22 protein-coding genes are annotated in these 22,905 nt (G+C 71.9%); 13 read left to right on the top strand and 9 right to left on the bottom strand.

The features are described from left to right. Positions 1–3 precede the first annotated feature (3 nt). The 4 genes from E9228_RS06145 (at position 4) to E9228_RS06130 (ending at position 3,776) form a co-directional block, all read left to right on the top strand. Positions 4–873, top strand: coding sequence for a TIM barrel protein (locus E9228_RS06145; protein WP_166779696.1), 870 nt, complete (start codon positions 4–6; stop codon positions 871–873). Next, complete coding sequence (locus tag E9228_RS06140) at positions 870–1,982, top strand: transaldolase family protein (RefSeq protein ID WP_166779695.1); 1,113 nt, start codon at positions 870–872, stop codon at positions 1,980–1,982. Before E9228_RS06145 ends, E9228_RS06140 begins: the two co-directional genes overlap by 4 nt. 16 nt (positions 1,983–1,998) lie before the next feature. Beyond that, entirely contained in the window at positions 1,999–3,192 is a 1,194-nt protein-coding gene (locus E9228_RS06135) for a Gfo/Idh/MocA family protein (protein ID WP_208385676.1), read from the top strand. A 176-nt stretch (positions 3,193–3,368) separates the two neighbouring features. Further along, positions 3,369–3,776, top strand: coding sequence for a tautomerase family protein (locus E9228_RS06130; RefSeq protein ID WP_166779693.1), 408 nt, complete (start codon positions 3,369–3,371; stop codon positions 3,774–3,776). 15 nt (positions 3,777–3,791) lie between these two features. Here the strand turns inward: E9228_RS06130 and E9228_RS06125 are convergent, their stop codons facing one another. Then, positions 3,792–4,550 carry a GntR family transcriptional regulator gene (locus E9228_RS06125; protein ID WP_166779692.1) on the bottom strand — a complete coding sequence of 253 codons (759 nt, stop codon included), beginning with the start codon at positions 4,548–4,550 and terminating at the stop codon, positions 3,792–3,794. Between the two features lie 125 nt (positions 4,551–4,675). Next, positions 4,676–5,338, bottom strand: a complete 663-nt coding sequence (locus tag E9228_RS06120) for an exonuclease domain-containing protein (RefSeq protein WP_166779691.1) — start codon at positions 5,336–5,338, stop codon at positions 4,676–4,678. Positions 5,339–5,385: 47 nt separating this feature from the next. On the opposite strand from E9228_RS06120, the gene E9228_RS06115 reads away from it, so the two are divergent. From E9228_RS06115 to E9228_RS06095, 5 genes are all read left to right on the top strand, one after another. Beyond that, positions 5,386–5,922: a hypothetical protein gene (locus tag E9228_RS06115; RefSeq protein WP_166779690.1), complete on the top strand. Its 537-nt coding sequence runs from the start codon at positions 5,386–5,388 to the stop codon at positions 5,920–5,922. A 61-nt stretch (positions 5,923–5,983) separates the two neighbouring features. Further along, positions 5,984–7,057 carry a redox-regulated ATPase YchF gene (gene ychF, locus E9228_RS06110; RefSeq protein WP_166779689.1) on the top strand — a complete coding sequence of 358 codons (1,074 nt, stop codon included), beginning with the start codon at positions 5,984–5,986 and terminating at the stop codon, positions 7,055–7,057. 132 nt (positions 7,058–7,189) lie between these two features. Further along, complete coding sequence (locus tag E9228_RS06105) at positions 7,190–12,673, top strand: DUF6531 domain-containing protein (RefSeq protein WP_166779688.1); 5,484 nt, start codon at positions 7,190–7,192, stop codon at positions 12,671–12,673. Next, entirely contained in the window at positions 12,670–12,984 is a 315-nt protein-coding gene (locus tag E9228_RS06100) for a hypothetical protein (RefSeq protein ID WP_166779687.1), read from the top strand. The genes E9228_RS06105 and E9228_RS06100 overlap by 4 nt, the downstream gene beginning before the upstream one ends. Positions 12,985–13,116: 132 nt before the next feature. Next, on the top strand, positions 13,117–13,458 hold the full coding sequence (locus tag E9228_RS06095; protein WP_166779686.1) for a hypothetical protein: 342 nt from the start codon (positions 13,117–13,119) through the stop codon (positions 13,456–13,458). Positions 13,459–13,519: 61 nt separating this feature from the next. Here E9228_RS06095 and E9228_RS06090 read toward each other — a convergent pair whose 3' ends face one another. After that, positions 13,520–13,807, bottom strand: a complete 288-nt coding sequence (locus E9228_RS06090; protein WP_166779685.1) for a hypothetical protein — start codon at positions 13,805–13,807, stop codon at positions 13,520–13,522. 394 nt (positions 13,808–14,201) lie between these two features. On the opposite strand from E9228_RS06090, the gene E9228_RS06085 reads away from it, so the two are divergent. Both E9228_RS06085 and E9228_RS06080 read left to right on the top strand, forming a co-directional pair. Next, a complete protein-coding gene (locus tag E9228_RS06085) occupies positions 14,202–15,119 on the top strand; it encodes a cohesin domain-containing protein (RefSeq protein WP_208385608.1) in 918 nt (305 codons plus the stop codon). Between the two features lie 59 nt (positions 15,120–15,178). After that, a complete protein-coding gene (locus tag E9228_RS06080) occupies positions 15,179–17,020 on the top strand; it encodes an amidase family protein (protein WP_341849798.1) in 1,842 nt (613 codons plus the stop codon). A 105-nt stretch (positions 17,021–17,125) separates the two neighbouring features. Here the strand turns inward: E9228_RS06080 and E9228_RS06075 are convergent, their stop codons facing one another. Then, positions 17,126–17,902 (bottom strand): isocitrate lyase/PEP mutase family protein, encoded by a 777-nt coding sequence (locus tag E9228_RS06075; RefSeq protein WP_166779683.1) that lies wholly within the window; start codon positions 17,900–17,902, stop codon positions 17,126–17,128. Between the two features lie 190 nt (positions 17,903–18,092). Between E9228_RS06075 and E9228_RS06070 the strand changes: the two genes are divergently transcribed. After that, positions 18,093–19,280, top strand: a complete 1,188-nt coding sequence (locus E9228_RS06070; RefSeq protein ID WP_252727778.1) for a MalY/PatB family protein — start codon at positions 18,093–18,095, stop codon at positions 19,278–19,280. 53 nt (positions 19,281–19,333) lie between these two features. On the opposite strand, the gene E9228_RS06065 is transcribed toward E9228_RS06070, so the two are convergent. The 3 genes from E9228_RS06065 to E9228_RS06055 form a co-directional block, all read right to left on the bottom strand. Beyond that, positions 19,334–19,540, bottom strand: coding sequence for a hypothetical protein (locus E9228_RS06065; protein ID WP_110823655.1), 207 nt, complete (start codon positions 19,538–19,540; stop codon positions 19,334–19,336). A 44-nt stretch (positions 19,541–19,584) separates the two neighbouring features. Then, entirely contained in the window at positions 19,585–20,484 is a 900-nt protein-coding gene (locus E9228_RS06060; RefSeq protein WP_166779681.1) for an SDR family oxidoreductase, read from the bottom strand. A gap of 98 nt (positions 20,485–20,582) precedes the next feature. After that, the gene (locus E9228_RS06055; protein ID WP_166779680.1) at positions 20,583–21,074 is read right to left on the bottom strand and encodes a GNAT family N-acetyltransferase; all 492 of its coding nucleotides are present in this window, start codon (positions 21,072–21,074) and stop codon (positions 20,583–20,585) included. Positions 21,075–21,159: 85 nt separating this feature from the next. Between E9228_RS06055 and E9228_RS06050 the strand changes: the two genes are divergently transcribed. Beyond that, the gene (locus E9228_RS06050) at positions 21,160–22,044 is read left to right on the top strand and encodes a LysR substrate-binding domain-containing protein (RefSeq protein WP_166779679.1); all 885 of its coding nucleotides are present in this window, start codon (positions 21,160–21,162) and stop codon (positions 22,042–22,044) included. A 54-nt stretch (positions 22,045–22,098) separates the two neighbouring features. On the opposite strand, the gene E9228_RS06045 is transcribed toward E9228_RS06050, so the two are convergent. Together E9228_RS06045 and E9228_RS06040 are read right to left on the bottom strand one after the other, a co-directional pair. Further along, positions 22,099–22,368 carry a hypothetical protein gene (locus E9228_RS06045; protein ID WP_166779678.1) on the bottom strand — a complete coding sequence of 90 codons (270 nt, stop codon included), beginning with the start codon at positions 22,366–22,368 and terminating at the stop codon, positions 22,099–22,101. After that, a complete protein-coding gene (locus E9228_RS06040; RefSeq protein ID WP_111075686.1) occupies positions 22,365–22,847 on the bottom strand; it encodes an FBP domain-containing protein in 483 nt (160 codons plus the stop codon). The genes E9228_RS06045 and E9228_RS06040 overlap by 4 nt, the downstream gene beginning before the upstream one ends. Positions 22,848–22,905 lie beyond the last annotated feature (58 nt).

Here is a 22,905-nt window from a genome sequence, read left to right as displayed (position 1 = left end):
TCCGTGCCGAAGATCGCGCTCGACCCGACCCCGTTCCACCACGACCTGGATCTGCTGGAGTTCCCGCGGAAGGTCGCCGACCTGGGGTACGAGTACCTGCAACTCACCCCGCACCGGGACTTCATCCCGTTCCACCGGCACCCGAAGGCGGACGACGACCTCGTCGACGCGTTCGCGGCTGCCTGTGTCGACGCCGGGGTCCAGGTGGCGTCCGTCCTGCCGGTACTGCGCTGGTCCGGGCCCGACCGTGAGACCCGTGAGACCGCGGTCAAGCAGTGGAAGCGGGTCGTCGAGATCACCAAGCGGCTCGGCGTCGACACCATCAACACCGAGTTCTCCGGGCGTCCCGAGCGTGCCGAGGAGTCGGAAGCGCAGTTCTACTGGGCGATGGAGGAACTCCTGCCGATCATCGAGGACGCGGACCTCCGGGTCCTCATCGACCCACACCCGGACGACTTCGTCGAGGACGGGCTCGAGGCGCTCCGGGTGATCCGCGGGCTCAACTCGAAGAACATCGGGTTCGTCTACGTCGCCTGCCACACCTTCCACTACGGCGGGGACATGGACGCGGTCATCGACGCGGCCGGTGACTCACTGCAGCTGGTCCACGTCGCCGACGCGTACGACCACCGCCGCTCGCACGGACTCCGCTACATCACGAACCCGCCCGGCAACCCGGTGCGCGTGCACCAGCACCTGCCGGTCGGGCAGGGGGACGTCGACTTCGACGCGTTCTGGCGTGCGCTCGACCGCGTCGGGTTCTCGGGCCGGGACGACACCGTCGCCGTCTCGAGCGTCTTCGCCGAGGACGAGAACGCCGACGCGGTGTCGCGGTTCCAGCTCGACCAGATCACGAAGGGACTCCACCGATGACGAGCACACTCGAGAGCCAGCACACGGTCGTGGTCGACGACCGCCCGGTCACCCTGCAGGCGACGGAGCAGACGCCCACCGCGCTGTGGAACGACTCCGCTGACCCGCACGAACTGGCGACCGCGATCTCGGAGTACGGCGCCGTCGGGGCGACCTGCAACCCGGTCATCGCCTACACGTGCATCCAGCAGGACCCCGAGGTGTGGGTGCCGCGCATCCGTCAGCTCGCCGAGGCGCACCCGACCGCGGGGGAGTCCGCACTCGGGTGGATGGCCGTCGAGGAACTCTCCGTCAACGCCGCCGCGCAGCTGCTGCCGGCCTTCGAGGCGTCGGGCGGCAGGAACGGCCGCCTGTCGATGCAGACGGACCCGCGCCTGCACCGCGACCGTGACGCCCTCGTCGAGCAGGCCGTGCGCTTCGCGGGCCTCGCGCCGAACATCATCGTGAAGATCCCCGCGACGAAGACCGGCATCGCCGCCATCGAGGAAGCCGCGTACCGCGGTGTCTCGATCAACGCGACCGTCTCGTTCACGGTGGCGCAGGTCGTCGCCGTCGGAGAGGCCATCGAGCGCGCCCTCGACCGTCGCGCCGCCGACGGTCTGCCCGAGCAGGAGTTCGGACACGTCGTCACGCTGATGGCCGGTCGGCTCGACGACTGGCTCAAGGCCGTCGTCGCCCGCGATCACGTGATGATCGACCCCGGGTACCTGGAGTGGGCGGGGGTCGCCGCGGTGAAGAACGCGTACCGGGTGTTCCAGGAGCGGGGCTTCCGCTCACGGGTCCTCGTCGCGGCCTTCCGCAACGCGCTGCAGTGGTCCGAGTTCCAGGGCGGTGACCTCGTCGTGTCGCCGCCGTTCCAGTGGACGAAGGACATCAACGACAACGCGTTCCCGTTCCGCCCCGACGCGATCGACGACGAGGTCCCGGCGCACATCGTGGACGCCCTCCGCCGGGCGACGCCGGAGTTCGCCCGCGGCCACGACGTCGACGGCATGACCATCGACGAGTTCGACCGCTTCGGTGCCACGGTGAAGACGTTGCGGCAGTTCCTGGACGCCGACGCGAAGCTCGACGCCCTCGTCCGCGACATCATCGTCCCGGCCGAGTAGGACGACGGCGATGGTCATGGACACGATCGGCGTCGGCCTCATCTCGGTGGGGTGGATGGGACGCCTGCACTCCCGCGCGTACCGGGCACTGCCGGACCACTTCCCGGAACTCGGGCTCCGCCCACGTCTGGTGGTCGCAGCCGATCCGGTCCCCGGAGCCCGGGAGCAGGCGACCGAACGGCTCGGCTACGAGCGAGCTGTCGCCGACTGGCACGAGGTCCTGGCGGACCCCGAGGTCGACGTCGTCTCGATCTGCTCCCCGAACTTCCTGCACCGCGAGATGGCGGTCGCCGCAGCCCGGGCCGGCAAACCGTTCTGGATCGAGAAGCCGATGGGCCGGTACGCCAGCGACTCCCGCGACATCCACGACGCCGTCCAGCGCGCAGGCGTCATCACGAGCGTCGGGTTCAACTACCGGCACGCACCCGCGGTCGAACGGGCCCGCGAGCTCATCCGCAGCGGGCGGCTCGGGCGCATCACGAACGTCCGCGGGTCGCTGCTCGCCGACTACTCGTCCGACCCGGCCGCCCCGCTCACCTGGCGGTTCGAACGCGACCGTGCCGGTTCGGGCGTCCTCGGCGACCTCCTGTCGCACGGCCTCGACCTGGCGCAGTACCTCGTCGGCCGGATCGCGAGCGTGACCGCGCTCGCCGAGACGGTCATCACCGAGCGGCCGCGGCCCGGTGCCGGGATCGTCGACCGCAGCGCCGCGGCGACCGGTGACCTGCAGCCCGTCGAGAACGAGGACTACGCCGCCCTGCTCTTCCGCTTCGACGGCGGAGCGGTCGGCACGATGGACTCCAGCCGGGTCATGCACGGCCCGCACGCCGAGTACACGATCGAGGTCTACGGCACCTCGGGCTCGATCCGCTGGGACTTCCAACGGATGAACGAACTGCAGGTCTGCCTCGACGGGCAGGAGGCCGCCGGCTACACGACCGTGTACGTCGCTCCCGGCGACGGTGAGTTCGCCCGGTTCCAACCGGGGGCGGGGACCGCGATGGGCTACGACGACCTCAAGACGATCGAGGCAGCGCAGTTCCTGGCGAGCGTCCGGAGTGGGCGGCAGTTCGCGCCGTCGGTGGCGGACGGGCTCGCCGCGGCATCGATCGTGGAGGCGGCGGAAGCATCACTCGCCGACGGGGCGTGGCACGACGTGCCGCGCGTGGACGGGCCGCTCACGGCGGACGCCCCGACACCGACGATCTGACCGGACGGACCGGACCGAACCACCGGCCACCGACCACGGTCGAGACGGGAGGCGCGTCACCAGCTGGTGACGCGCCTCCCGTCCGTCATCCGGCGACGCACGACGTCCCGACCCACCACGGTCGCCGTCTGGCGCGATAGTATGTCCTGACAAAGTCACCACCAGTAGGAGGCACCATGCCGCTCGTCCGATTCGACCTCGCCACCGGCCGCACCCCCGAGACGGTCCGCGCCATCGCCGACGCCACGCACCGGGCGATCGTCGACGTCTACGGGATCCCGGAGCGCGACCGCTTCCAGATCATCACCGAACACCCGGCGACCCAGATCATCGCGCAGGACGCCGGCCTGGGCTTCGAGCGCACCGAGGGCGTCGTCATGATCCAGGTCTTCACCCAGCGCGGCCGTTCCGACGAGGCGAAGCAGGCGCTCTACGCCGCGATCCACGACGCGCTCGCCGGGGTGGGCGTCGCCTCCGAGGACGTCTTCATCGGGTACGTCGAGAACGGCCCGCAGGACTGGTCGTTCGGCTTCGGCCGCGCCCAGTACCTGACCGGCGAACTCGGCGTCCCCTCCGCCAGCTGATGCGGCTGCCGGGCCCTACTTGTCGACCAGCGTGACCTCGAACGAGTACCGGTCCGGCCGGTAGCAGTGCACGCCGTACTCGACCGCTCGACCCGAGGCGTCGTACGCGGTGCGACTCATCGTCAGCACCGGGTCGCCGTCCTCGATCTCGAGCAGACCGGCTTCGTCGTCGGTCGCCGCGCGGGCACCGATCCGCTGCTTCGCGACCCGCATCGTCACCCCGCGCGACCGCAGCAGCTGGTAGAGCCCGTGCGCGCGGAGGTCCTCGTCGGTGATGTCCGTGAACTCCGGCGGCAGGTAGTTCTCGAGCACCGCCATCGGCACGTCCTCGGCGAACCGGACGCGGAGGACGTGCACCACGGTGGCTCCGACCTCGACCCCGAGTGCCTCGGCCACGGCCTGGGGCGCGGGGACGTCGGTGCGGTCGAGGAGCTTCGTCGTCGGTTGCTGTGACCCCTGGGCCAGGTCGTCGTACAGGCTCGTCAGTTCGACCTTGCGCGTGACCGGCCCGTGCACCACCTGGGTGCCGATGCCACGACGACGGACGAGCAACCCCTTGTCGACGAGGTCCTGGATGGCACGTCGGATCGTCGGGCGGGACAGACCGAGGCGCTCACCGAGGGCGATCTCGTTCTCGAGACGGGCGCCGGGCGGCATCGCGCCGGAGCGGATCGACTCCTCGATGCGCGAGGCGACCTGGTGGTAGAGGGGCATCGGCCCCGACCGGTCCAGGTCCATGAACAGGTCGGACGGCAGCTGGCCATCGTTGGTCATCACGGTCCTTCGCAGGGAGTACGAACCCGGGCACCGGTGCCGGGCAGGTTGTCGTGACAATACCACCGGGCCTGGCGGCGTCCGGGAGCGGCCTGCAGGGATCGCGTCGGCCGCCGGGGACCGCGTCAGTCGGAGAAGACCATCGGACGTCGGGACAGCCGGGGCTGCGCTGCCGCCTTCGGCTTCTCGACGCGGGCACGCACCGGGTTGATCGTCACCCGCGTCACGGCGCCGAGGGCCTCGACCGTCGGTACCCCGTGGAACCCGGCGGCGTGCACGACGATCGCGGCGCAGGCCTCGGCGTCGGCGGCGGCGTCGTGGTGCTGGAAGCCCGAGAACCCGGCAGCCATCGCGGCCATCGGCAGGCGGTACGAGTCGAGCGTGTAGGTCTTGCGGGCGACCTGGAGCGAGCACATCGAGTGGTGCTCGGCGATCTCGATGCCCGTCGCCGCGCATCCGCCGGCGATCACACCCATGTCGAACCGGGCGTTGTGCGCGACGAGCACGTCACCCTCTGCGAACGCCACCAGGTCGGGGTACTGCTGCTCCCACGACTTCGCGTGCGTGACGTCCGACTGGACGATGCCGTGGATGCGGGTGTTCCACTCCAGGAAGTCGTCGTGGCCGGCCGGCGGGCGGATGAACCACGACGCCCGGTCCACGACGCGACCGCCGCGCACCTTGACGAGTCCGACCGAACACGCGCTGGCGGGCGAGTTGTTCGCGGTCTCGAAGTCGATGGCGGTGAAGTTCAGCACGCCGTCGATCGTTGCACGGAGAACCGACATCACCGGAACCGGGCGCGGCGTGGTGCTGTCGCTCCTACCCTGGAGCGATGGACAAGGTCTCGTCGCGCAGCCCGCTCGTCCTGGTCCTCGCGGGTGCCGGGTACGGCCAGCAGGCGCCCTTGCTCTGGTGGACGGACACCCTCGTCCGGCAGGCCGGGTGCGCGGTCGTCGCACCGCGGTGGACGGTCGACCACACCGCCGAGGCTGACCCGGTCCGCTTCGTCGAGCAGGCGCTGACCACGGCACTCGCCGGACGACGGCCGGACCTCGTGGTCGCCAAGTCGTTCGGGTGCGCCGCCCTGCCGTGGGCGCTCGCCGAGGGGGTGCCCGGTGTCTGGTTGACGCCGGTCCTCACCGACGCCGCCGTCCGGGAAGCGCTCGCCGCGGCCGGCGAGGTCCACACCGCGCTGGGCGGTTCGGCCGACCCCGTCTGGCGGCCGGAACTGGTGCGCGGCACGCGGGCGCGCCTCCAGACCGTCGACCGGGCCGACCACCGGCTCGAGGTGCCGGGCGACTGGCGGGCGTCGCAGCGCCTCCAAGCCGACGTCCTGGCCGTCGTCGAGGAGCGCGTCGCGGCCCTCTGACGGTGCCGGACTGGAGGCCCGGGTCGGCCCCGGCGAGCCGCCGCCGGTAGGCTGTCCTCCCGTGGCTCTCACCATCGGAATCGTCGGTCTCCCGAACGTCGGCAAGTCGACCCTGTTCAACGCCCTGACCAAGAACCAGGTGCTCGCGGCCAACTACCCGTTCGCCACCATCGAGCCCAACGTCGGCGTGGTGAACCTGCCCGACCCTCGTCTCGACCAGCTCGCCGAGCTGTTCCACTCCGAGAAGACCGTGCCCGCGCCGGTGTCGTTCGTCGACATCGCCGGCATCGTCAAGGGTGCGAGCGAGGGTGAGGGGCTCGGCAACAAGTTCCTCGCCAACATCCGCGAGGCCGACGCCATCGCGCAGGTCGTCCGCGGGTTCACCGACGACGACGTCGTGCACGTGGCGAACAAGGTGTCCCCGAAGGACGACCTCGAGGTCATCAACACGGAGTTGATCCTCGCCGACCTCGAGACCATCGAGAAGGCGCTGCCCCGCTACGAGAAGATGCTCAAGCTGAAGCAGGCCGAGCCCGCCGTCCTGGAGGCGGCGAACGCCGCGAAGGCCGAGCTCGAGAAGGGCGTCCTGCTCTCGGCGAGCAAGGTCGACCTCGAGCCGATCAAGGAGCTCGGGCTGCTCAGCGCCAAGCCCTTCATCTTCGTGTTCAACGTCGACGAGGCGATCCTGACCGACGAGTCGCGCAAGGCCGAGCTCGCCGCGCTCGTCGCACCGGCGCAGGCCGTGTTCCTCGACGCGCAGGTCGAGTCCGAGCTCATCGACCTCGACCCGGCGGACGCCGCGGAGCTCCTCGAGTCGACCGGTCAGACCGAGTCCGGCCTCGACCAGCTCGCCCGCATCGGGTTCGAGACGCTCGGGCTGCAGACCTACCTGACGGCGGGGCCGAAGGAGTCCCGCGCCTGGACGATCGGCAAGGGCTGGAAGGCCCCGCAGGCCGCCGGTGTGATCCACACGGACTTCGAGAAGGGCTTCATCAAGGCCGAGGTCATCTCGTTCGACGACCTCATCGCCACCGGCTCCATCGCCGAAGCCCGGTCGCAGGGCAAGGCCCGCATCGAGGGCAAGGAGTACGTCATGCAGGACGGCGACGTGGTGGAGTTCCGCTTCAACAACTGAGCGGTTCCTCCGCACGCCGTGGTCCCCGCCGTGGCGCTCACGGTGTTCGATCGGTAGCGTGGACGCGTCGCGCCAGAGGCGCGGTGGGTCGGTCGTTCCGGCCCGGGGTGCACGCACGGGGGAGTGTCGGACATGACCGATTTCGTCGAGATTCCGCTGCTGCCGCAGTCCGATGCGTCGAACGGTGGCAGGTTCACCTACTCGACCGCGTCGGACCTGCGGTCGAAGCTCGAAGCGGAGGCGGACCGCCTCGACGGGCAGGCCGGTTCGCGGGCGTCGTACGTCTCGACCGGCCAGCGGGACTTCGCCGGGCACTTCTCGGAGTTGTTCGCGACGAATGCGACGACGGCGTCGCAGGACGCGTCGAAGCTCGCGCAGGCCCTCCGGACGGTCGCGGGCTACGTCAGCACGATGATCACGGCCGCCCACGACGAGGATGCTCGGCGCAAGGAGAACAACGAGTGGGTGCGCCGCCACAACGACAAGGACTTCGGCGACGAGGTCCACGACTTCTTCTTCGGTGAGGACGCTCGGCCGAACGCTGATCCCGGCGCCGCGCCGGCGTTCCCGGTCGCGGACCCGTCCACCGGCACCCGCGAGACCCCCGCTCCCGTCGGCGGGGGCGGCGCCTCGGGCGGTACCTCCTCGGCTCGACCGGAGGACCTCCGCTCCTTCGCGGTCGGTTCCCGTGGTCTCGACGACGCCCTCGCCGCCGCCCCCGGCGCCCTCGACTCGGCGCTCGAGGGCTTCGCCGAGGACTGCTCCTGGGGACACATCGATGCGGCGGGGGTCGTCCGGGCGTACCGCCGGTACCTCACGGCGAACGCCGAGGACGCGACATGGGCGGACACGGTCGCCGCGGCCTTCGAAGCCGCCGGTGGCTCGGGGACGGTCTCGACACTGAGCGATGCGGCTCTGGGTGAGGCGCTGCGGGCCGCAGGGGTCTCGGCGAGCCGTTCGAGCCTCCAGATCGACCCGCCCACCGCGGCCGGCGCGATGCCGACCAGCGGGTACGCGAACGACCCGGTGAACACCTCGACCGGCAACTTCCTCGAGCCGGAGACGGACCTGGCGTTCGTGGGAGCGTCCGGCCTCGCGATGACCCGGATGTACAACTCGTTGCCGTCCGCCTTGACGGTCCCCGGCGTGTTCGGGCCGGGCTGGGCGTCGGTGCTCGACCAGGCGCTCCTGCTGTCCGAGACGGGAGCCCGCTGGGTGCGGGCGGACGGGCGCGCGACGGACTTCCCCCGGTCCGCGGACGGCTTCGACCGCGCCGTCGGCGAGAACGCGTGGTTGGACCGCGTGTCCGGCGTGGACGGTGAGCGACTCGTGGTCCGCGACCACCAGGGCAGCTGGTGGTCGTTCGACCCGTCCGGTCAGTGGCTCGCCGCCGGCTGCGGCGAGGGCCAGACGGTCACCGTCACGCGGGACGCGAGCGGCGCGGTCGTCCGTCTCGAGCACGAGTTCGGCCGGGCCCTCGACGTCGAGCACCTCGACGGACGCGTCGCCGTGGTGCGCACGTCCGACGGACGTCGGATCGAGTACGAGTACGAGCGCGGCCTGCTGACCGGCGTGACCGGCCCGCTCGGCACACGGAGCTACCGCTGGGACGCGGAGGGCCGCATCGCGGCCGTCGTGTCGGCCAGCGGCGTGGTCGAGGCCGAGAACACCTACGACGAGCAGGGGCGCGTCGTCCTCCAGGTCTCCCAGTACGGGCGACGGACGCGCTTCGCCTACCTCCCCGGCCGTGTCACCGCCGTCTCCGACGAGGACGGCACCCGGTCGAACTCGTGGATCGCCGACGCGAAGGGGCGTCTGGTCGCCGTCCTCGACGCCGATGACCAGCGCCAGTCGATGGCGTACGACGCGTTCGGCAACCTGGTGTCGTCGACCGGACGCGACGGCGCGGTCACGGTGCACGGCCACGACGACCGAGGCCGGCGCGTCCGGACCGTCACACCCGAGGGCGCCGACCTGACCTGGGCCTACGACGAGCAGGACCGGGTGACGACGTTCGTCACGGCCTCGGGCTCGGTGATCGCCTACGAGTACGCCGACGACGTCTCGCGGAACCCGTCCGTGGTCGTGGACGCCCTGGGCGGCCGGACCGAGATGCAGTGGGACCGTGGACGCCTCCTCCGCGTCGTGGACCCGGTGGGTGTGACGCTGGACTTCGCGTACGACGGTTTCGGCGACCTCGTCGCGATCACCAACGCCCTCGGCGAGACGTCGCGGACGGAGCGGGACGCGGCGGGGCGTCCGACGGCCGCCGTCAGCCCGTCCGGTGCACGGACCGGCTTCCGGTACGACGCCGCCGGTCTGCTCGTGCAGCGCACCGAACCGGACGGAGCCGAGTGGCGCTTCGAGCACGACGACGCTGGGCGGCTCACGGGGATCGTGGACCCGACGGGTGCGCGGACGCGGTTCGAGCACGCCGCGAACGGTGAACTCGTGCGGACGACCGATGCGCTCGGCAGGACGGTCGAGCGCGAGTTCGACGACCTCGGCAACGTGGCCGCGGTCGAGCTGCCCGACGGCGCTCGGTGGACCTTCACGCACGACGCGTCGTCGCGGCTCGCCATGGTGACCGACCCGACGGGAGGCGCGTGGCTGCGTGAGTACGACGTGGCCGGCAACCTGACGGCGAACGTCGACCCCACCGGTTCGCGGACGTCGGCGACGACGGATCGGACGACCGGGACCGTCACGATCGCCGACGCCTTCGCCCGGACGACGGTCCGCCTCGACGAGTTCGGTCGTCCGCTCCGGGTCGAGGCAGAGGACGGTTCCGCCGAACTCGTCGCGTACGACGCCGCCGGCAACCCGGTGGAGCTCGTCGACGGCGAAGGCGGCCTGACGAAGCTGGAGCGGGACGTGGGCGGCCGGGTCGTGGCCGTCGTGAAGCCGTCCGGCGCGACCACCCGCTACGAGTACGACGCATGTGGCCGTCCCTGGCGGACCACGGACGCACTCGGGGCGGTCACCGAGCTGACCTGGGACGCGGACCAGCGTCTCGTCGCCCGTCGGTTCCCCACCGGCGAGACGGAACGCTTCGAGTACGACCTCGCCGGGCGCATGACGGTGCTCCGGGTGCCGGGGGTCGGGACGACGCGGTTCGAGTACGACGCCGTCGGACGCGTCATCGTCACGCGCGGGCCGGCCTTCGGGACGCGTCGCTTCCGCTACGACGCGGTCGGCCAGCTCGTCAGCACCACGAACGGTGTCGGCGGTGTCACGGCGTTCGAGTACGACCGTCTCGGACGGGTCGTCCGCGTGACCGGGCCGACCGGCGCCGTCACCGAGTACCAGCACGACGCGGTCGGGCAGCTGACGGGGGTCACGGACGCGCTGGGGCGGCCGACCGTGCTCCGGTACGACGCGGCAGGGCGACCGGTGTCGCGGACCGACCCCGACGGCCGGACCACCACCTGGACGCACGACGCGGCCGGTCGGCCGGCGAGCACCTCGGTGGACGGCCGGTTGGTGTCTGTCGTCGAGCACGACGCCGCCGGACGCCGCGTGGTCGTGCGCGACCACACCCGTCCGGACGGCCGGGTCGTCGAGCACGAACTGCGCTTCGACGGCCGCGGTCTGCTCACGTCCCGCACCCGGGACGGCTGGGGTCTGCGCTGGGAGTACGGGCCGGACGGGGAGCGCGTCGCCTCCATCGACACGAACGGTGTCCGCACGACCTGGACCCGTGACGGCGCAGGCCGACCGGTCGTCGTCGCCGACCCGCGTCACGGTCGCGCCGAGTTCGACCGTGACGCGAGCGGCCGGTGCACCGCGGCGCGCGTCGACGGGCAGGTCCGCACGCGGGTGTTCACCGACGGGTTCCTCACCGAGCACACCGACGACTCCGGGACGACGCGCATCGAGCGCGACGTGCACGGACGCATCGCCCGGATCAGCCAGCAGGACGCGGTGGACGCACCGGCGCGGGTGACGACGGTCGAGTACGACCGCGCCGGACAGCTCGTCGCGATGGTGACCGACGGCGGTGGAACCACCTGGGAGTACGACGCCGGCGGACGCCTGGTGGCCGAGAGGACCGCCGGAGGGACGACCCTGCACGAGTACGACGTCGCGGGGCAACTCCTCGTGACCGTCCATCCCGACGGATCCCGCACCGAGTACCTGCACGACGCACTCGGGCGTCGGGTCGCGGTCACCGCACCGGACGGATCGCGGACCGAGTACAGCTGGGGGTCCATCGGCCGGCTCGCCGGGGTCGAGTGGCACGACGCTCCGGACGCCGCTGGGCACCCGGCCAGCGCACACCGTCTCTGGGTCGACGCGCTCGGGGAACTCGCCGAGGTCGACGGAGTCTCCGTCTGGTGGGACACCGCGGCCGCCGTACCGTCGCTGGTCGCGGTCGGCGGTGCCCCGGTGTCGGCGCTGGCCGGCGGCGTCACCGGGGTCGGGGGAGCGTGGACGACCGGTACCTGGCGCGACGTGCGGACGACCGACTCCGCCGATCCCTGGTCCGTCGCCGTGGCGATGCCCGACGGCGGTCCCGGCGCCACCGGTCTGCCGGACGGCATCGGCGTCACGACGACCGGCGGGCTCGTCGTCGCCGGTCTCGAGTGGCTCGGCGCGCGTGCGTACGACCCGGTCGCGAGGGGGTTCCTCTCGGCGGACCCGCTGCCCCCGGTCCTCGGATCGGGCTGGGGCGGGAACCCCTACGCCTACGCGGGGAACGACCCGCTCGGGGCCGTCGACCCCACCGGCCTCCGACCGCTCACCGACCAGGAGCTGACGGCGTACGACGACTCCGTCTCGCGGGGTGCGTTCGCAGCGGCCGGTGACTTCATGGCCGACAACTGGGAGTACTTCGCCGGCGGCGCCATGGTCGTCGCCGGTGGTGTGCTCATGGCGACCGGCGTCGGCGGTCCCGTGGGCATGATGCTCATCAGCGCCGGTGCCGACACGATCATCCAGAAGGCCACGACGGGCGAGGTCAACTGGGGTGAGGTCGCGGTGAGCGGTGCCCTCGGTGGGTTCAGCGGCGCGGGCATCGCGGCGCGGGCCGGCCTGACCGGGATGAAGGCATCGGTCGTGGCAGGTGCGAGTTCCGGCGGGATCGGCGGTGGGATCCAGGGCGCGTACGGCTACTACACCGGACCGGGCCCCCACTCGGTCACCGGGGCGTTGGCGGCCACCGGGCAGGGCACCCTCGCCGGGACCGTCACGGGTGGTGCCGGCGGTGCGGTGGGCCAGAAGATCAGCGAGGGCATCATGGGGAGCGTGACGCGGAACGCCTCCGCTGACACCGCCGTGATGGGACGCAGCATGGACTACCGCGTCCACCCCTACGGCGCCGCGCACGGGTACTCCTCGTACGAGGCGCTCCCGTCGGGCGTCTACGACTGGACGGAGAGCCACCTGCCGACGTCGGTCCACGAGCGGGTGCACCTCTGGGCGAACGAGAAGTGGGTGGACTACCAGAAGATGCAGGGCAAGGGCATCGTCGACATCGGCGCTCCGGACGAGGCGCTCCGCCCCGCCGGGGTCAAGCCCCTGGGGCCGAGCTCGTACTACGACATGGAGCAGAGTCGCGTGGCCGGGTACGCCGGGTACTCGCAGGACCCCCAGCCGGAGTGGGACCTGCGATGACGACGTCCTCACCCCACCCGTCGGACACGCGGTACCTCCGCGTGGTGCGACGACCGGAACGGCGGTTCCTGTTCGCGGTCGGCGGGTTCACCTGGGAGGTCTCGAGCGGCGCCGGGGAGTCGGTGGTCGTCGACACGGCGGGACTGCGCGCGGCGCTCGGTATCGCGCCCGACGGCCCACGGAACGACGAGCAGCACTGCCGTTCCCGCGCGATCGAGCTGTTCGACGCGGGCGACCGCGAGCACTGGGTGCAGTACCCGTTCGGCGGCACGGCGACGACCGACGAGGTGCTGGGCGACCCAGGCCGCTGACGAGTAGGCGCTGACGAGTGGGCGCCGGAGGGCACGCGGAGCCCCGGGTTGTCCGTTGCCCGCGCCTCCTGCCCGATCCTGAGCCGGGAGCGGAACGGGGGTGCCTACCGTCGGGACGAGGGAGGTCACACCGTGAAGTTCATCCACTACGACAGCAGCGACATCCTGACGGGGGACCTGATCGCGGACGCGGTCGCGGACTACGCGGCGGTCCTCGGGGCGAACACCCGGACGGACACGATCGCGGTACCGACGGTCGGCGAGGACGGCGCCGTGCAACGGACGACGATGCTCATCGGCCCCGCGAGCGAGATCGTGGTCCGCGAGGCACCGGACGACGAGCTCGAGCCGGAGGACCCGGCGTTCATCCGCCGACTGCGGGACGCTGCGGCGACGTGCGGTGGGCAGCAGCCCGTGAACGCCGACGGGGGCAGACGGTTCGTCGGCGCCGCCGAGGGCGACCAGGCGAGTTAGGCCGGCCCGGGAACGACGGAACGCCGCCCCCGGAGGGACGGCGTTCCGGTGTGCGCGGGTGTCAGGCGGCCAGGGCCAGCTCCGGTGCCTGCACGGCGCGAGCCTGCAGGATGGTGCGGCTGGCCTCGCCCCGCCAGGAGCGGCCGGGCACGACCCAGCCCGCTTCGCCGTCGACGGCGACACGGACACCGGGTGTCAGGAACAGCCCGAGGTCGTCGGCCGGCATGCGCACGAGGTACTCGCGCTGCGAGCGGTCCTCGCGGACGGGGAACTCGGCGATGCGGTCGGGGGAGACGGTGGGAGCCGCGATGGCGGTCCCGGTGATGATGGTGTGTTCGTTCGTGGTCATGGTGCTGTCTTTCTTCAGTCGTTCGGCGTCGCGCGGGGCCGGACGGACTCGATGGTCTCGTCGGCCGCAGGAGCGCGGTCGCGCACGTCGGCATTCGACGTGCAGTGCTCGCCAGTCGGGGAGCGGTGGTCTCGCTGGAATGCGACCCAGGGGGATCGGTTCGAGACGGTCGGTGTGCGCGAGTCAGATGGGTTCGCTGCAATGCACCAACAATGAACAGTACGCCATCTGTGCCGTTCTGTCCACTCGGGCACGGGACCGGGCCCGAGCGGGCTCCGCTGCGTGAGGCGTAACACGTGGGAAACCGACCGGGTCCGAGCGCGAAACACCCCGTCGTTACGGTTCGAGCACTGAGCAAGCGTTCAGCCCGAACCCTGACGAAGGACCCGCACGGATGCAGCACCGCACTCGGCTCCGCTCCCGCACCACGACCTCCCGCACCACGACCTCCCGTACCGCGTCCTCCCGCCCCACGACCTCCGGCATCACGACGTCCGCCACCGCGACCGCCGCCCTCCGCACTGCCGTGATCGCCGCCGGCGGCCTCGGCCTCGCCCTCTTCGCAGCCTCCCCGGCGGCCGCGGCCCCCGTCGCGACCACGGCGACGATCACCGCCCCCGCATCCGTGACGGTCGGGGACACCGTCGACGTCGACGTCACCCTCCCCGCGACCTCGGACGTGTTCGCCTACCAGATCGACATCACCGCCGACGCGGACTCCCTCGACGTCGTCGACGGCAGTGCGACCGGCCCGGACGGCGGCTTCGACTCGGTCGAGCAGGACGGCGACACGATCTCGCTCCTGCACACCCGACTGGGGACCTCGCCTGCGGTGTCCGGTGACCTCGCAGCATCGGTCGAGCTGACGGCGACGAGCCCCGCGACGGTGGACCTGACCGTGACGCGGGTGACCCTGGTCGCCGCCGACGGCAGCACCACGACCCTCGCCGACCCGGCCTCGACGACCGTCACGATCGCCGCAGCCCCGACGCCCACACCCACACCCACCCCGACCCCGACGGCAGCTCCGACCGCGACGCCCACGGCCACCCCGAGCGCCACCCCGAGCGCCACGCCGACCGCCGCCCCGGGCGGAGCCGGCGGCGGGAGCGGAGCCGGCACCGGAGCAGGAACCGGCACCCCCGCCGGCACCGACCCCGTCCGCACCCCCGCCGGCGGCGCCCTCGCCTGGACCGGCGCGGACCTCGCCCCGTGGATCGCCGCCAGCGCGGCTCTGCTGCTCGCCGGAGCCGGCCTCGTCACCGTCCGTCGTCGCGCCCGTCGCGCGAGCACGACGGAGGACGCCCGATGAGCGCGTCCCCGAAGCGCAGCGACCTGCCCACCGCACCCCGATCCTCCGGAGGAACCCCCGTGACGACCCGCCGTCGCCGCACCACCGTCGCCGGAGCCGCGCTCCTGGCCCTCGTCGGCACCGCTGTCGTCGCGACCCCGTCCCTCGCCGCGAACGCCGCCCCCGTCGCGGTCGACGCAAGCCCCGCCGCGATGCTCGCCCCGTACTACACGGCACTCGACCTGACCGGCGACGACCAGGTGACCCGGGCGGACCTCACGGTCCTGTCCGACCACCTCGGCGCGACCGCCACCGACGCGGACTGGTCGACGGTCTCGTCGGCCGACACGGACGGCGACGGGACGATCACGCTCACGGACGTCGCCGGCCTGTCGCAGCGGATGATCTACGACGACGGTCCCTTCCAGCTCGTCGAGGCCTCGACGCTCGACATGCAGGCCGCGATGAACGCCGGCGTGACGACCTCGGCCGACATCACGCAGGACTACCTCGACCGGATCGCCGCGTACGACCGGACGACGACCGACACGTCCACCGGCGGGCGCCCGTTGAACGCGATCGTCACGACCAACGCCGGGGCGATCGCCGCCGCGAAGGCCGCCGACACCGAGCGCGCCGAGCACGGGATGACGAGCATGCTCCTCGGCGTCCCGATCGCGCTGAAGGACAACTACGACACGAAGGACATGCCGACCACCGGTGGCTGCGGCTGCTGGGACGGCAACCAGACGGACACGGACGCCGCGATGGTCTCGGGTCTCCGCAAGGCCGGCGCCGTCGTCCTCGCCAAGGCCAGCTTGGACGAGTTCGCCTACGGCTTCGTCTCCGAGTTCTCCTCGAACCAGCCGGCCGGCTCGTCGCTCCTCGTCGCGAGCCCCTACGTCACGAGCCAGACCGCGGGCGGCTCGAGCGGCGGCACCGGAGCCGCGATCTCCGCCAACCTGGCGGGCATCGGGTTCGGCACCGACACCGGCGGCTCGATCCGGGTCCCGTCGTCGTACGACCAGCTGGTCGGCATCCGTCCCACGGTCGGTCTCACCAGCCGAGACGGCATCATCCCGCTCGCGCTGAGCCAGGACACCGGCGGCCCGATCGCCCGGTCCGTCACGGACGCGGCCGTCGCCCTCGACGCCGTCACCGGTGTCGACGCCGCGGACCCGCTCACCGACGGGCAGACCGGCAAGGTCCCGACCTCGTACACGCAGTACCTCGACCCGACCGCTCTCCAGGGCAAGCGGATCGGCTACGTCACGTCGATGGTCGGCACGAACCGCACCACGGCACGTCTCTTCGCCCAGGCGCAGGCGACCCTCCAGGCCCAGGGCGCCACCGTCGTCCCGATCACCGCGACGACCGAGTTCAACCGGGTGCTCAGCGAGGGCAGCGGCAGCACGAACGAGTTCAAGCACGACCTGGACCAGTACGTCGCGAAGCACCTCGACCCGGACGTCGCCGCCCGCTCGCTGCGGGGCATCCTCGACTCGGGCAAGTACGTGCCGAGCCGGAAGAGCACCTACCAGCAGCGTGACGCGATCACCGACGCGCAGTACCAGGCGTGGGCCGGTCCGAACGGGTCGCACACCACGCAGATCGCGACCGGCAAGCAGGTCGTCACCGGGATGATGGACGCGCAGGACCTCGACGCGCTCGTCTACCCGTCGGGCACGCCGTACGGCACGCAGGGCACGAACATGCGCCTCAGCCCGAACACCGGCATGCCGGCCGTGACCGTCCCGATGGGGCAGGCGACCGCAGCGGACGCCACGATCACCGGCGCCGGGGTCAACCTGGAGTTCCTCGGGCGCTCGTACGACGAGGGGACCGTCATCGGCCTCGGCTACGGGTTCGAGCAGGCGACCCACGCCCGCACCAGCCCCGCGCTCTACCCGGCGCTCGGCTGAGTCCCGGAGGCGCGGTCACGATGGTGACCGCCTGACGGACGGGAGGCCCGGTACCAGCTGGTACCGGGCCTCCCGTCCGTCAGATGGCGATGTCGCCACCGCCGCTCAGTTGAGCGTCGGGGTGTCCTCCGGCACGACACCACCGAGGTACAGGTCCGCGGCGAGGTCGCGGAGCGCGCGCAGGGCGACGCGCTGGGTGAGCGGGCCGTACGAGATGCGGGCGACGCCGAGCGCCTCGTACTCGGACGCGGGCAGGGCGCCCGGCAGACCGATGACGCTGAGCTTGCCGCGGCCGAGGCCCTCGACGAGCTGCTCGACGACCTCGCGCTGGTGGCCACCCGGCACGAACACGAGCGGAGCACCGGCGTCGAGGAACGCCCTGCCGCGGGCGATGGCGTCCGCGATGCTCTCCTGGATCGGACGGTCTCCGCCGCGGGCGATCGCGTCGGTGCGGGCGTTCAGCTGGAACGGCACGCCCTCCTGCTCGGCAGCGCGCATGATCGCGGCGACACGGGCGACGGACTCGTCGAACGGACGCAGGCGGTCCTCCACGTTCGCGCCGACGACACCGATGCCGATCGCACGGCGGATCGTCTCGGCCGGGTCCTCGTAGCCGTCGTCGAGGTCCGCGGTCACCGGCAGGTCCACGGCGTCGACGACGGTCTTCGCGCCGGCGAGGGCGAGGTCGAGCGACATGCCGCCGTCCTCGTAGCCGTACATCGCGGCGATCGAGTGCCCGGCGGTCGCGATCGCCCGGGTCTCGGGCAGCGCGGCGACGGTCTTCGCGCTGATCGCGTCCCACACGTTCACGACGCGGAGGATCTCGGGGGCGGTGTGCAGGGACTGGAGGGTCGTCGCCTTCTCGGCGGTGCTCGTGGTCATGTCGCCGACAGTAGGCGGGTGCGCGCTGCCCGGTCCGCAGCCGGTCGGCCGAGGCTCGGCTGCGCGGACATCCTGCGCCATGTGGCGGGCGGAGAGTGTCCGCCCGGGCGAGGCTCGGCGGCGGGCGCAGACGACGCAGGATGACGCGCGGACTCGCACCGTGCCTCCTGTCAGGAGCATGCTGGGACGCATGGCGAGCGACGAACAGGACCCGGTCGGCACGCTCCGCGGGGTCCGGACGAGCATCAAGTGGACGCGGTACGCGCCCGACGTGCTGCCCCTGTTCGTCGCCGAGATGGACCACGAGGTCGCGCCGGAGATCCGACAGGCCCTGGTCGAGCGGGTGCAGCAGTCCGACCTCGGGTACCTCGACGGGCCCGGGCCGCTCGCCCCCGCGTTCGCCGGGTTCGCCCGCGACCGCTGGGGCTGGGACGTCGATCCGGGTCGGGTGTACCTGGCGACGGACGTCAGCGTGGGGATCGTGGAGACGCTCCGGCTCGCCCTGCCCGACGGTGGACGCGTCGCGATCACGCCGCCGGTCTACCCGCCGTTCTTCGAACTGGTGGAAGAGGCCCGATGTCAGGTCGAGGAGGTCCCGCTCCGCGAGCAGTGGGGCGTCTACCGGCTGGACCTCGACGGCCTCGAGCGGGCCTTCGCCGATGGTGTCCGTGTCTTCCTGCTCTGCAACCCGCACAACCCGATCGGCCTGGTGCACGACCGTGCCGACCTCACGGCGCTGGCGGAACTCGCGGCCCGGTACGACGTCCTGGTCATCAGCGACGAGATCCACGCGCCGCTGACGCACCCCGGTGTGCAGTTCACCCCGTTCGCGATGATCGCCGAGCCGGCCGGTGCGCGGAGTGTGTGCGTGACGTCGGCGAGCAAGGGCTGGAACCTGGCCGGTGTGAAGTGCTCGGTCATCGTCGCCGGTGACGCCCGGACGGCTCAGCTCCTCGACACCCTGTGGGAGGAGGTCGCCTGTCGGACGAGCATCCTCGGGCTGCACGCCAACCTGGCCGCGTTCTCCCTGGCCGTCGGGTGGCTCGACGACGTCATCGACCGGATCGTCGCCAACGACCGGCTCCTCGCGAAGCTCCTGGCCGAGCACCTGCCCGGCGTCGTGTACGCACGGCCCCGTGCGGGCTACCTGGCGTGGCTCGACTTCCGCGGGCTCGGACTCGGTGACGACCCGGCCGTGCCGCTCCGTGAGCACGCGTTCGTCGCGCTGAACTCAGGGCTGCCGTTCGGTGGCGAGGGCAAGGGGTTCGCCCGCATCAACCTGGCGTGCTCGCCGGAGACCCTGCGCGAGGCGGTGTTCCGCATCGCGGCCGCCTACCCGTCGAGTGCGCAGGAGGCGGTTGTCTGGCACGTGGCCTGACACCGGCCGAGCCCGCTGGCGGGATGAGTACCGGCCCCGGACCCCGTTCTGCCTCAGGCGACCGGGGCGAAGTGGTTGCGACCGATGACCGTCACGTGCAGGTCGACCTCACGCGAGGGCACCTGGTCGGTCAACGAGATCCACTCCCGTGCCACGAACGCGACCGACGGCCACCGTCGGACCTCGGTCACGGGGAACCCGTCGATGAACACCTGCCACATGCCCTGTTCGCGGACGGCCTGGACCTCGTGCGTCGCCATGCCGTGAGCGTAGCAACGTGACGCACGAGGGACACCCGCACCGGTCAGGGTGTGACCATGCCGCCGTTCACGTTGAGGGTCTCGCCGGCGACGAAGCTGGACTCGTGCGACGCCAGGAAGACGTACGCGGGCGCGAGCTCGGCGGGCTGCCCCGGTCGGCCCATCGGCGACTCGCTCGACCCGAAGCCGGGCAGGGTCTCGGGGTCCACCCCCGCGGACACCTGCAGCACCGACCAGGTCGGGCCGGGAGCGACGACGTTGACACGGATGCCACGGCCGATCAGCTGCTGGGCCAGACCCTTCGAGAAGTTGTTGATCGCGGCCTTCGACGCGGCGTAGTCCAGGCGGTCGGGAGCCGGCTGGTACGCCTCCATCGACGCGGTTGTGATGATCGTCGACCCGGGCTCCAGGTGGGGGAGCGCGGCCTGGACGAGGCGGAAGAGCGACAGGACGTTGACCGTGAAGGTGTCGACGAGCTGGTCGTCGCTGATGTCCGTGATCTCGGCCTGCCAGTGCTGCTTGCCGGCGCAGGCGACGATCGCGTCGAGGCCGCCGAGTTCCGCGACGGCCCGTTCGACGAGCGCGGCCGGGTAGTTCCGGGCGGTCAGGTCGCCCGGGATGGTCACGGCCTTCCGGCCCTCGGCCTCGATGAGGGCGACGATCCGTTGTGCGTCCTCTTCCTCGTCGGGCAGGTAGGCGAGCGCGATGTCCGCACCTTCACGGGCGTAGGCGATGGCGACGGCCGCACCGATGCCGGAGTCCGCTCCGGTGATCAGCGCTCGGCGCCCGGTGAGCCGTCCGGTGCCGCGGTACGAGTCCTCGCCGTGGTCCGGCTTCGGGTCCATCCGTGACTCCAGGCCCGGTTCGGGCTGCTGCTGCGGCTCGGGGCTGGTGTTCGGGTACCGGGTGGTCGGGTCGCTGAACTCGTACTGGTCGCGGGGCATAGGTCGGACCGTACGCGGACCGGCCGGGAGGCCCGTCAACCGTTGCGCGCTCCGGCCTGCCCCGGACAGGCGGTCGGGTCCCGAGCCTCCCGGCCGGTTCAGAGGTCGAGCGCCATCGCCACGTCCGCCCGGACGTAGGGGCTCGGCGGGTGCTCGTCGGCGCCGAGGTGCCGGAAGCCGGTCGTCTCGTAGAGGTGGATCGCGCTCGTGAGGGTGCTGTTCGTCTCGAGCAGCACCCGGCGCGCACCGAGGTCCCGCGCCCGGTCGATCGCGGCCCGGATGAGCTGTCGGCCGGTGCCGTGGCCCTGGTGGTCGGGGTCGACGGCCATCTTCACGAGCTCGAACTCGTCGACCGCGTGCGGGGCGAGTCCGACGCAACCGATCACCTCGCTGCCCAGGCGGGCGACGAGGACAACGCCGCCGGGCTCGACGATGTGCTGCACCGGGTCGCCGAGGAGCCGGCGGTCCTCGTCCTCGAGGGTGAAGAACGTCGTGATCCACCGCTCGTTGAGGGACTGGAACGCAGCGGCGTCGGCGGTGGAGGACATGTCGTCGATGACGACCGGGTTGCTGGTGGCGGTGTCGGGCATGGGTCCATCCTCGGCAGCAGGATGCAGTGCTGTCCAATACTCGTTCGGACGGATCGATAGGCCATGGGCATGGAATGCTGGGGGCATGGACCGCGCACCCCAGGTCGACCTCCGGCAGATGCGAGCGTTCCTGGCGCTCGCCGACGAGCTGCACTTCGGCCGGGCGGCAGCGGAGCTCGGCATCGCGCAGCCGGCTCTGTCGCAGCTCATCCGGCGGGTCGAGGTCGCGCTGGGTGTCGACCTGTTCGCCCGGACCTCGCGGAGCGTCGCCCTCACGCCAGCCGGTCGGGTGCTGCAGGGACGGGCCCGGTCGCTGCTCGCCCAGGCACGGCGGGACCTCGACGAGACCGTCCGCGTCGGCAGGGGCGAGGCCGGGCGGCTCGACGTCGGGTTCGTCGTGTCGGCGCTGCCGCTCGGGCCGATCGAGCGGGTGCAGCGGTTCCGGCAGCGCTACCCGCTGGTCCGGGTGGAACTGACGGAGGGGTTTTCCTCCCGACTCGTCGCGGCCGTGCAGCGCGGCGAGCTCGACCTCGCGGTGGTCCGCGACCCGGACCCGGTCGAGGGGGTGCGCTTCGCGCGCTTCCGCAGTGAACCGTTCGTCGCCGCCGTGCCGCGGGACCACCGGTTCGCCGGGCGCGCGTCCGTGCGGGGGGCGGAGCTGCTCGACGACCCGTTCGTGTTCTTCCCCGCCGAGGCCGGCACGCTCGCCACCGAACGGAACACCGCACCCGTGGCCGAGGGCGGTCGACGGCCGCGCATCGTGCAGGAGGCGACGACCTGGGCCACGGTGCTGCACCTGGTGGGCGTCGGCCTCGGCGTGACGGTGTTGCCGGAGAGTGCGGCGCTCGCGGCCCCGGACACGGTGGTGCTCCTGCCGCTCGAGGGCAGCGCACACCGGAGCGAACTGGTGTGGGCGTCGCGGGCGGACGACGACCGGGAGGTCCTCCGCAACTTCGCAGCGGCGGACTGAACGTCGACTGGCTGTCAACGCACGAGCGCCGCGGTCAGAGCACGACCGCCGCCGTCAGAGCGCGAGCGCCAGTGGCAGCACCGGCGCCCGCTGGTCACCGAGCTCGTCCTCGCGCCACGGCCGCGCGCCGGTCAGCGCCAGCCCGATCTGCGTGAGCACGAAGCCCACGTGTGGTTCGACGTCCGGGTCCCACGGCCCCTCGACGCCCAGCCCGAAGGAGCCGAGTTCGTCGTCCGACTCGTCGCGGATCGTCAGACGCCAGCGGCCGTCACCGAGTTCCTCGACGACGGCCCAGCGCGCAGATCGGAAACGGTCCGAGCTCACGCCGTCTTCATGATGTCGGCCGTGAAGTTGTGCAGCCGTGCCAGCAGCGACTCGGAACGCATGGCGATCGTCGCCGGGGGGTTGAGGTGCGGCGGTGCGGTGCGGATGAGCATCGGGCACCCGAGGTCCTCGCAGATGTAGGAGCCGATGGTGTTGCCGTTCCGGCCGGCTTCACCGGCGCGGGCGGCCGAGAACAACCGCACCTGCGTGGCCGGTTGCGGCGAGTGGCAGAAGGAGCACATCGCGGCGATGCCGGGGCGGAGCGAACCGCCGGCAGCACGGACGACGATGCCGACCGGCTTGTCGTCCATCCACGACACCATGTAGCCGCGGCGGGCGGCCTGCGGGTCACGCCAGCCCAGGAACTCGCGTTCGTTCCACAGGGTCTCGTGCAACCCCGGGATCGGGAGTTGGGCGAGTTCGTCGGGCATCGCGTTGACGAAGGACGATCGGATGTCGGATTCAGTGAGCGGCTGCACGGTTCCCCTCGCGGTGGCGGACCGGACCAGGCTAGTCCCGTGCACCGACAGGCGGGCG

It is taken from the genome of Curtobacterium salicis (assembly GCF_011759505.1).
Taxonomy (GTDB): Bacteria; Actinomycetota; Actinomycetes; order Actinomycetales; family Microbacteriaceae; genus Curtobacterium; species Curtobacterium salicis.
Note: the sequence above shows the minus strand (reverse complement) of the source record. Positions and strands in the feature narration are given on the sequence as shown.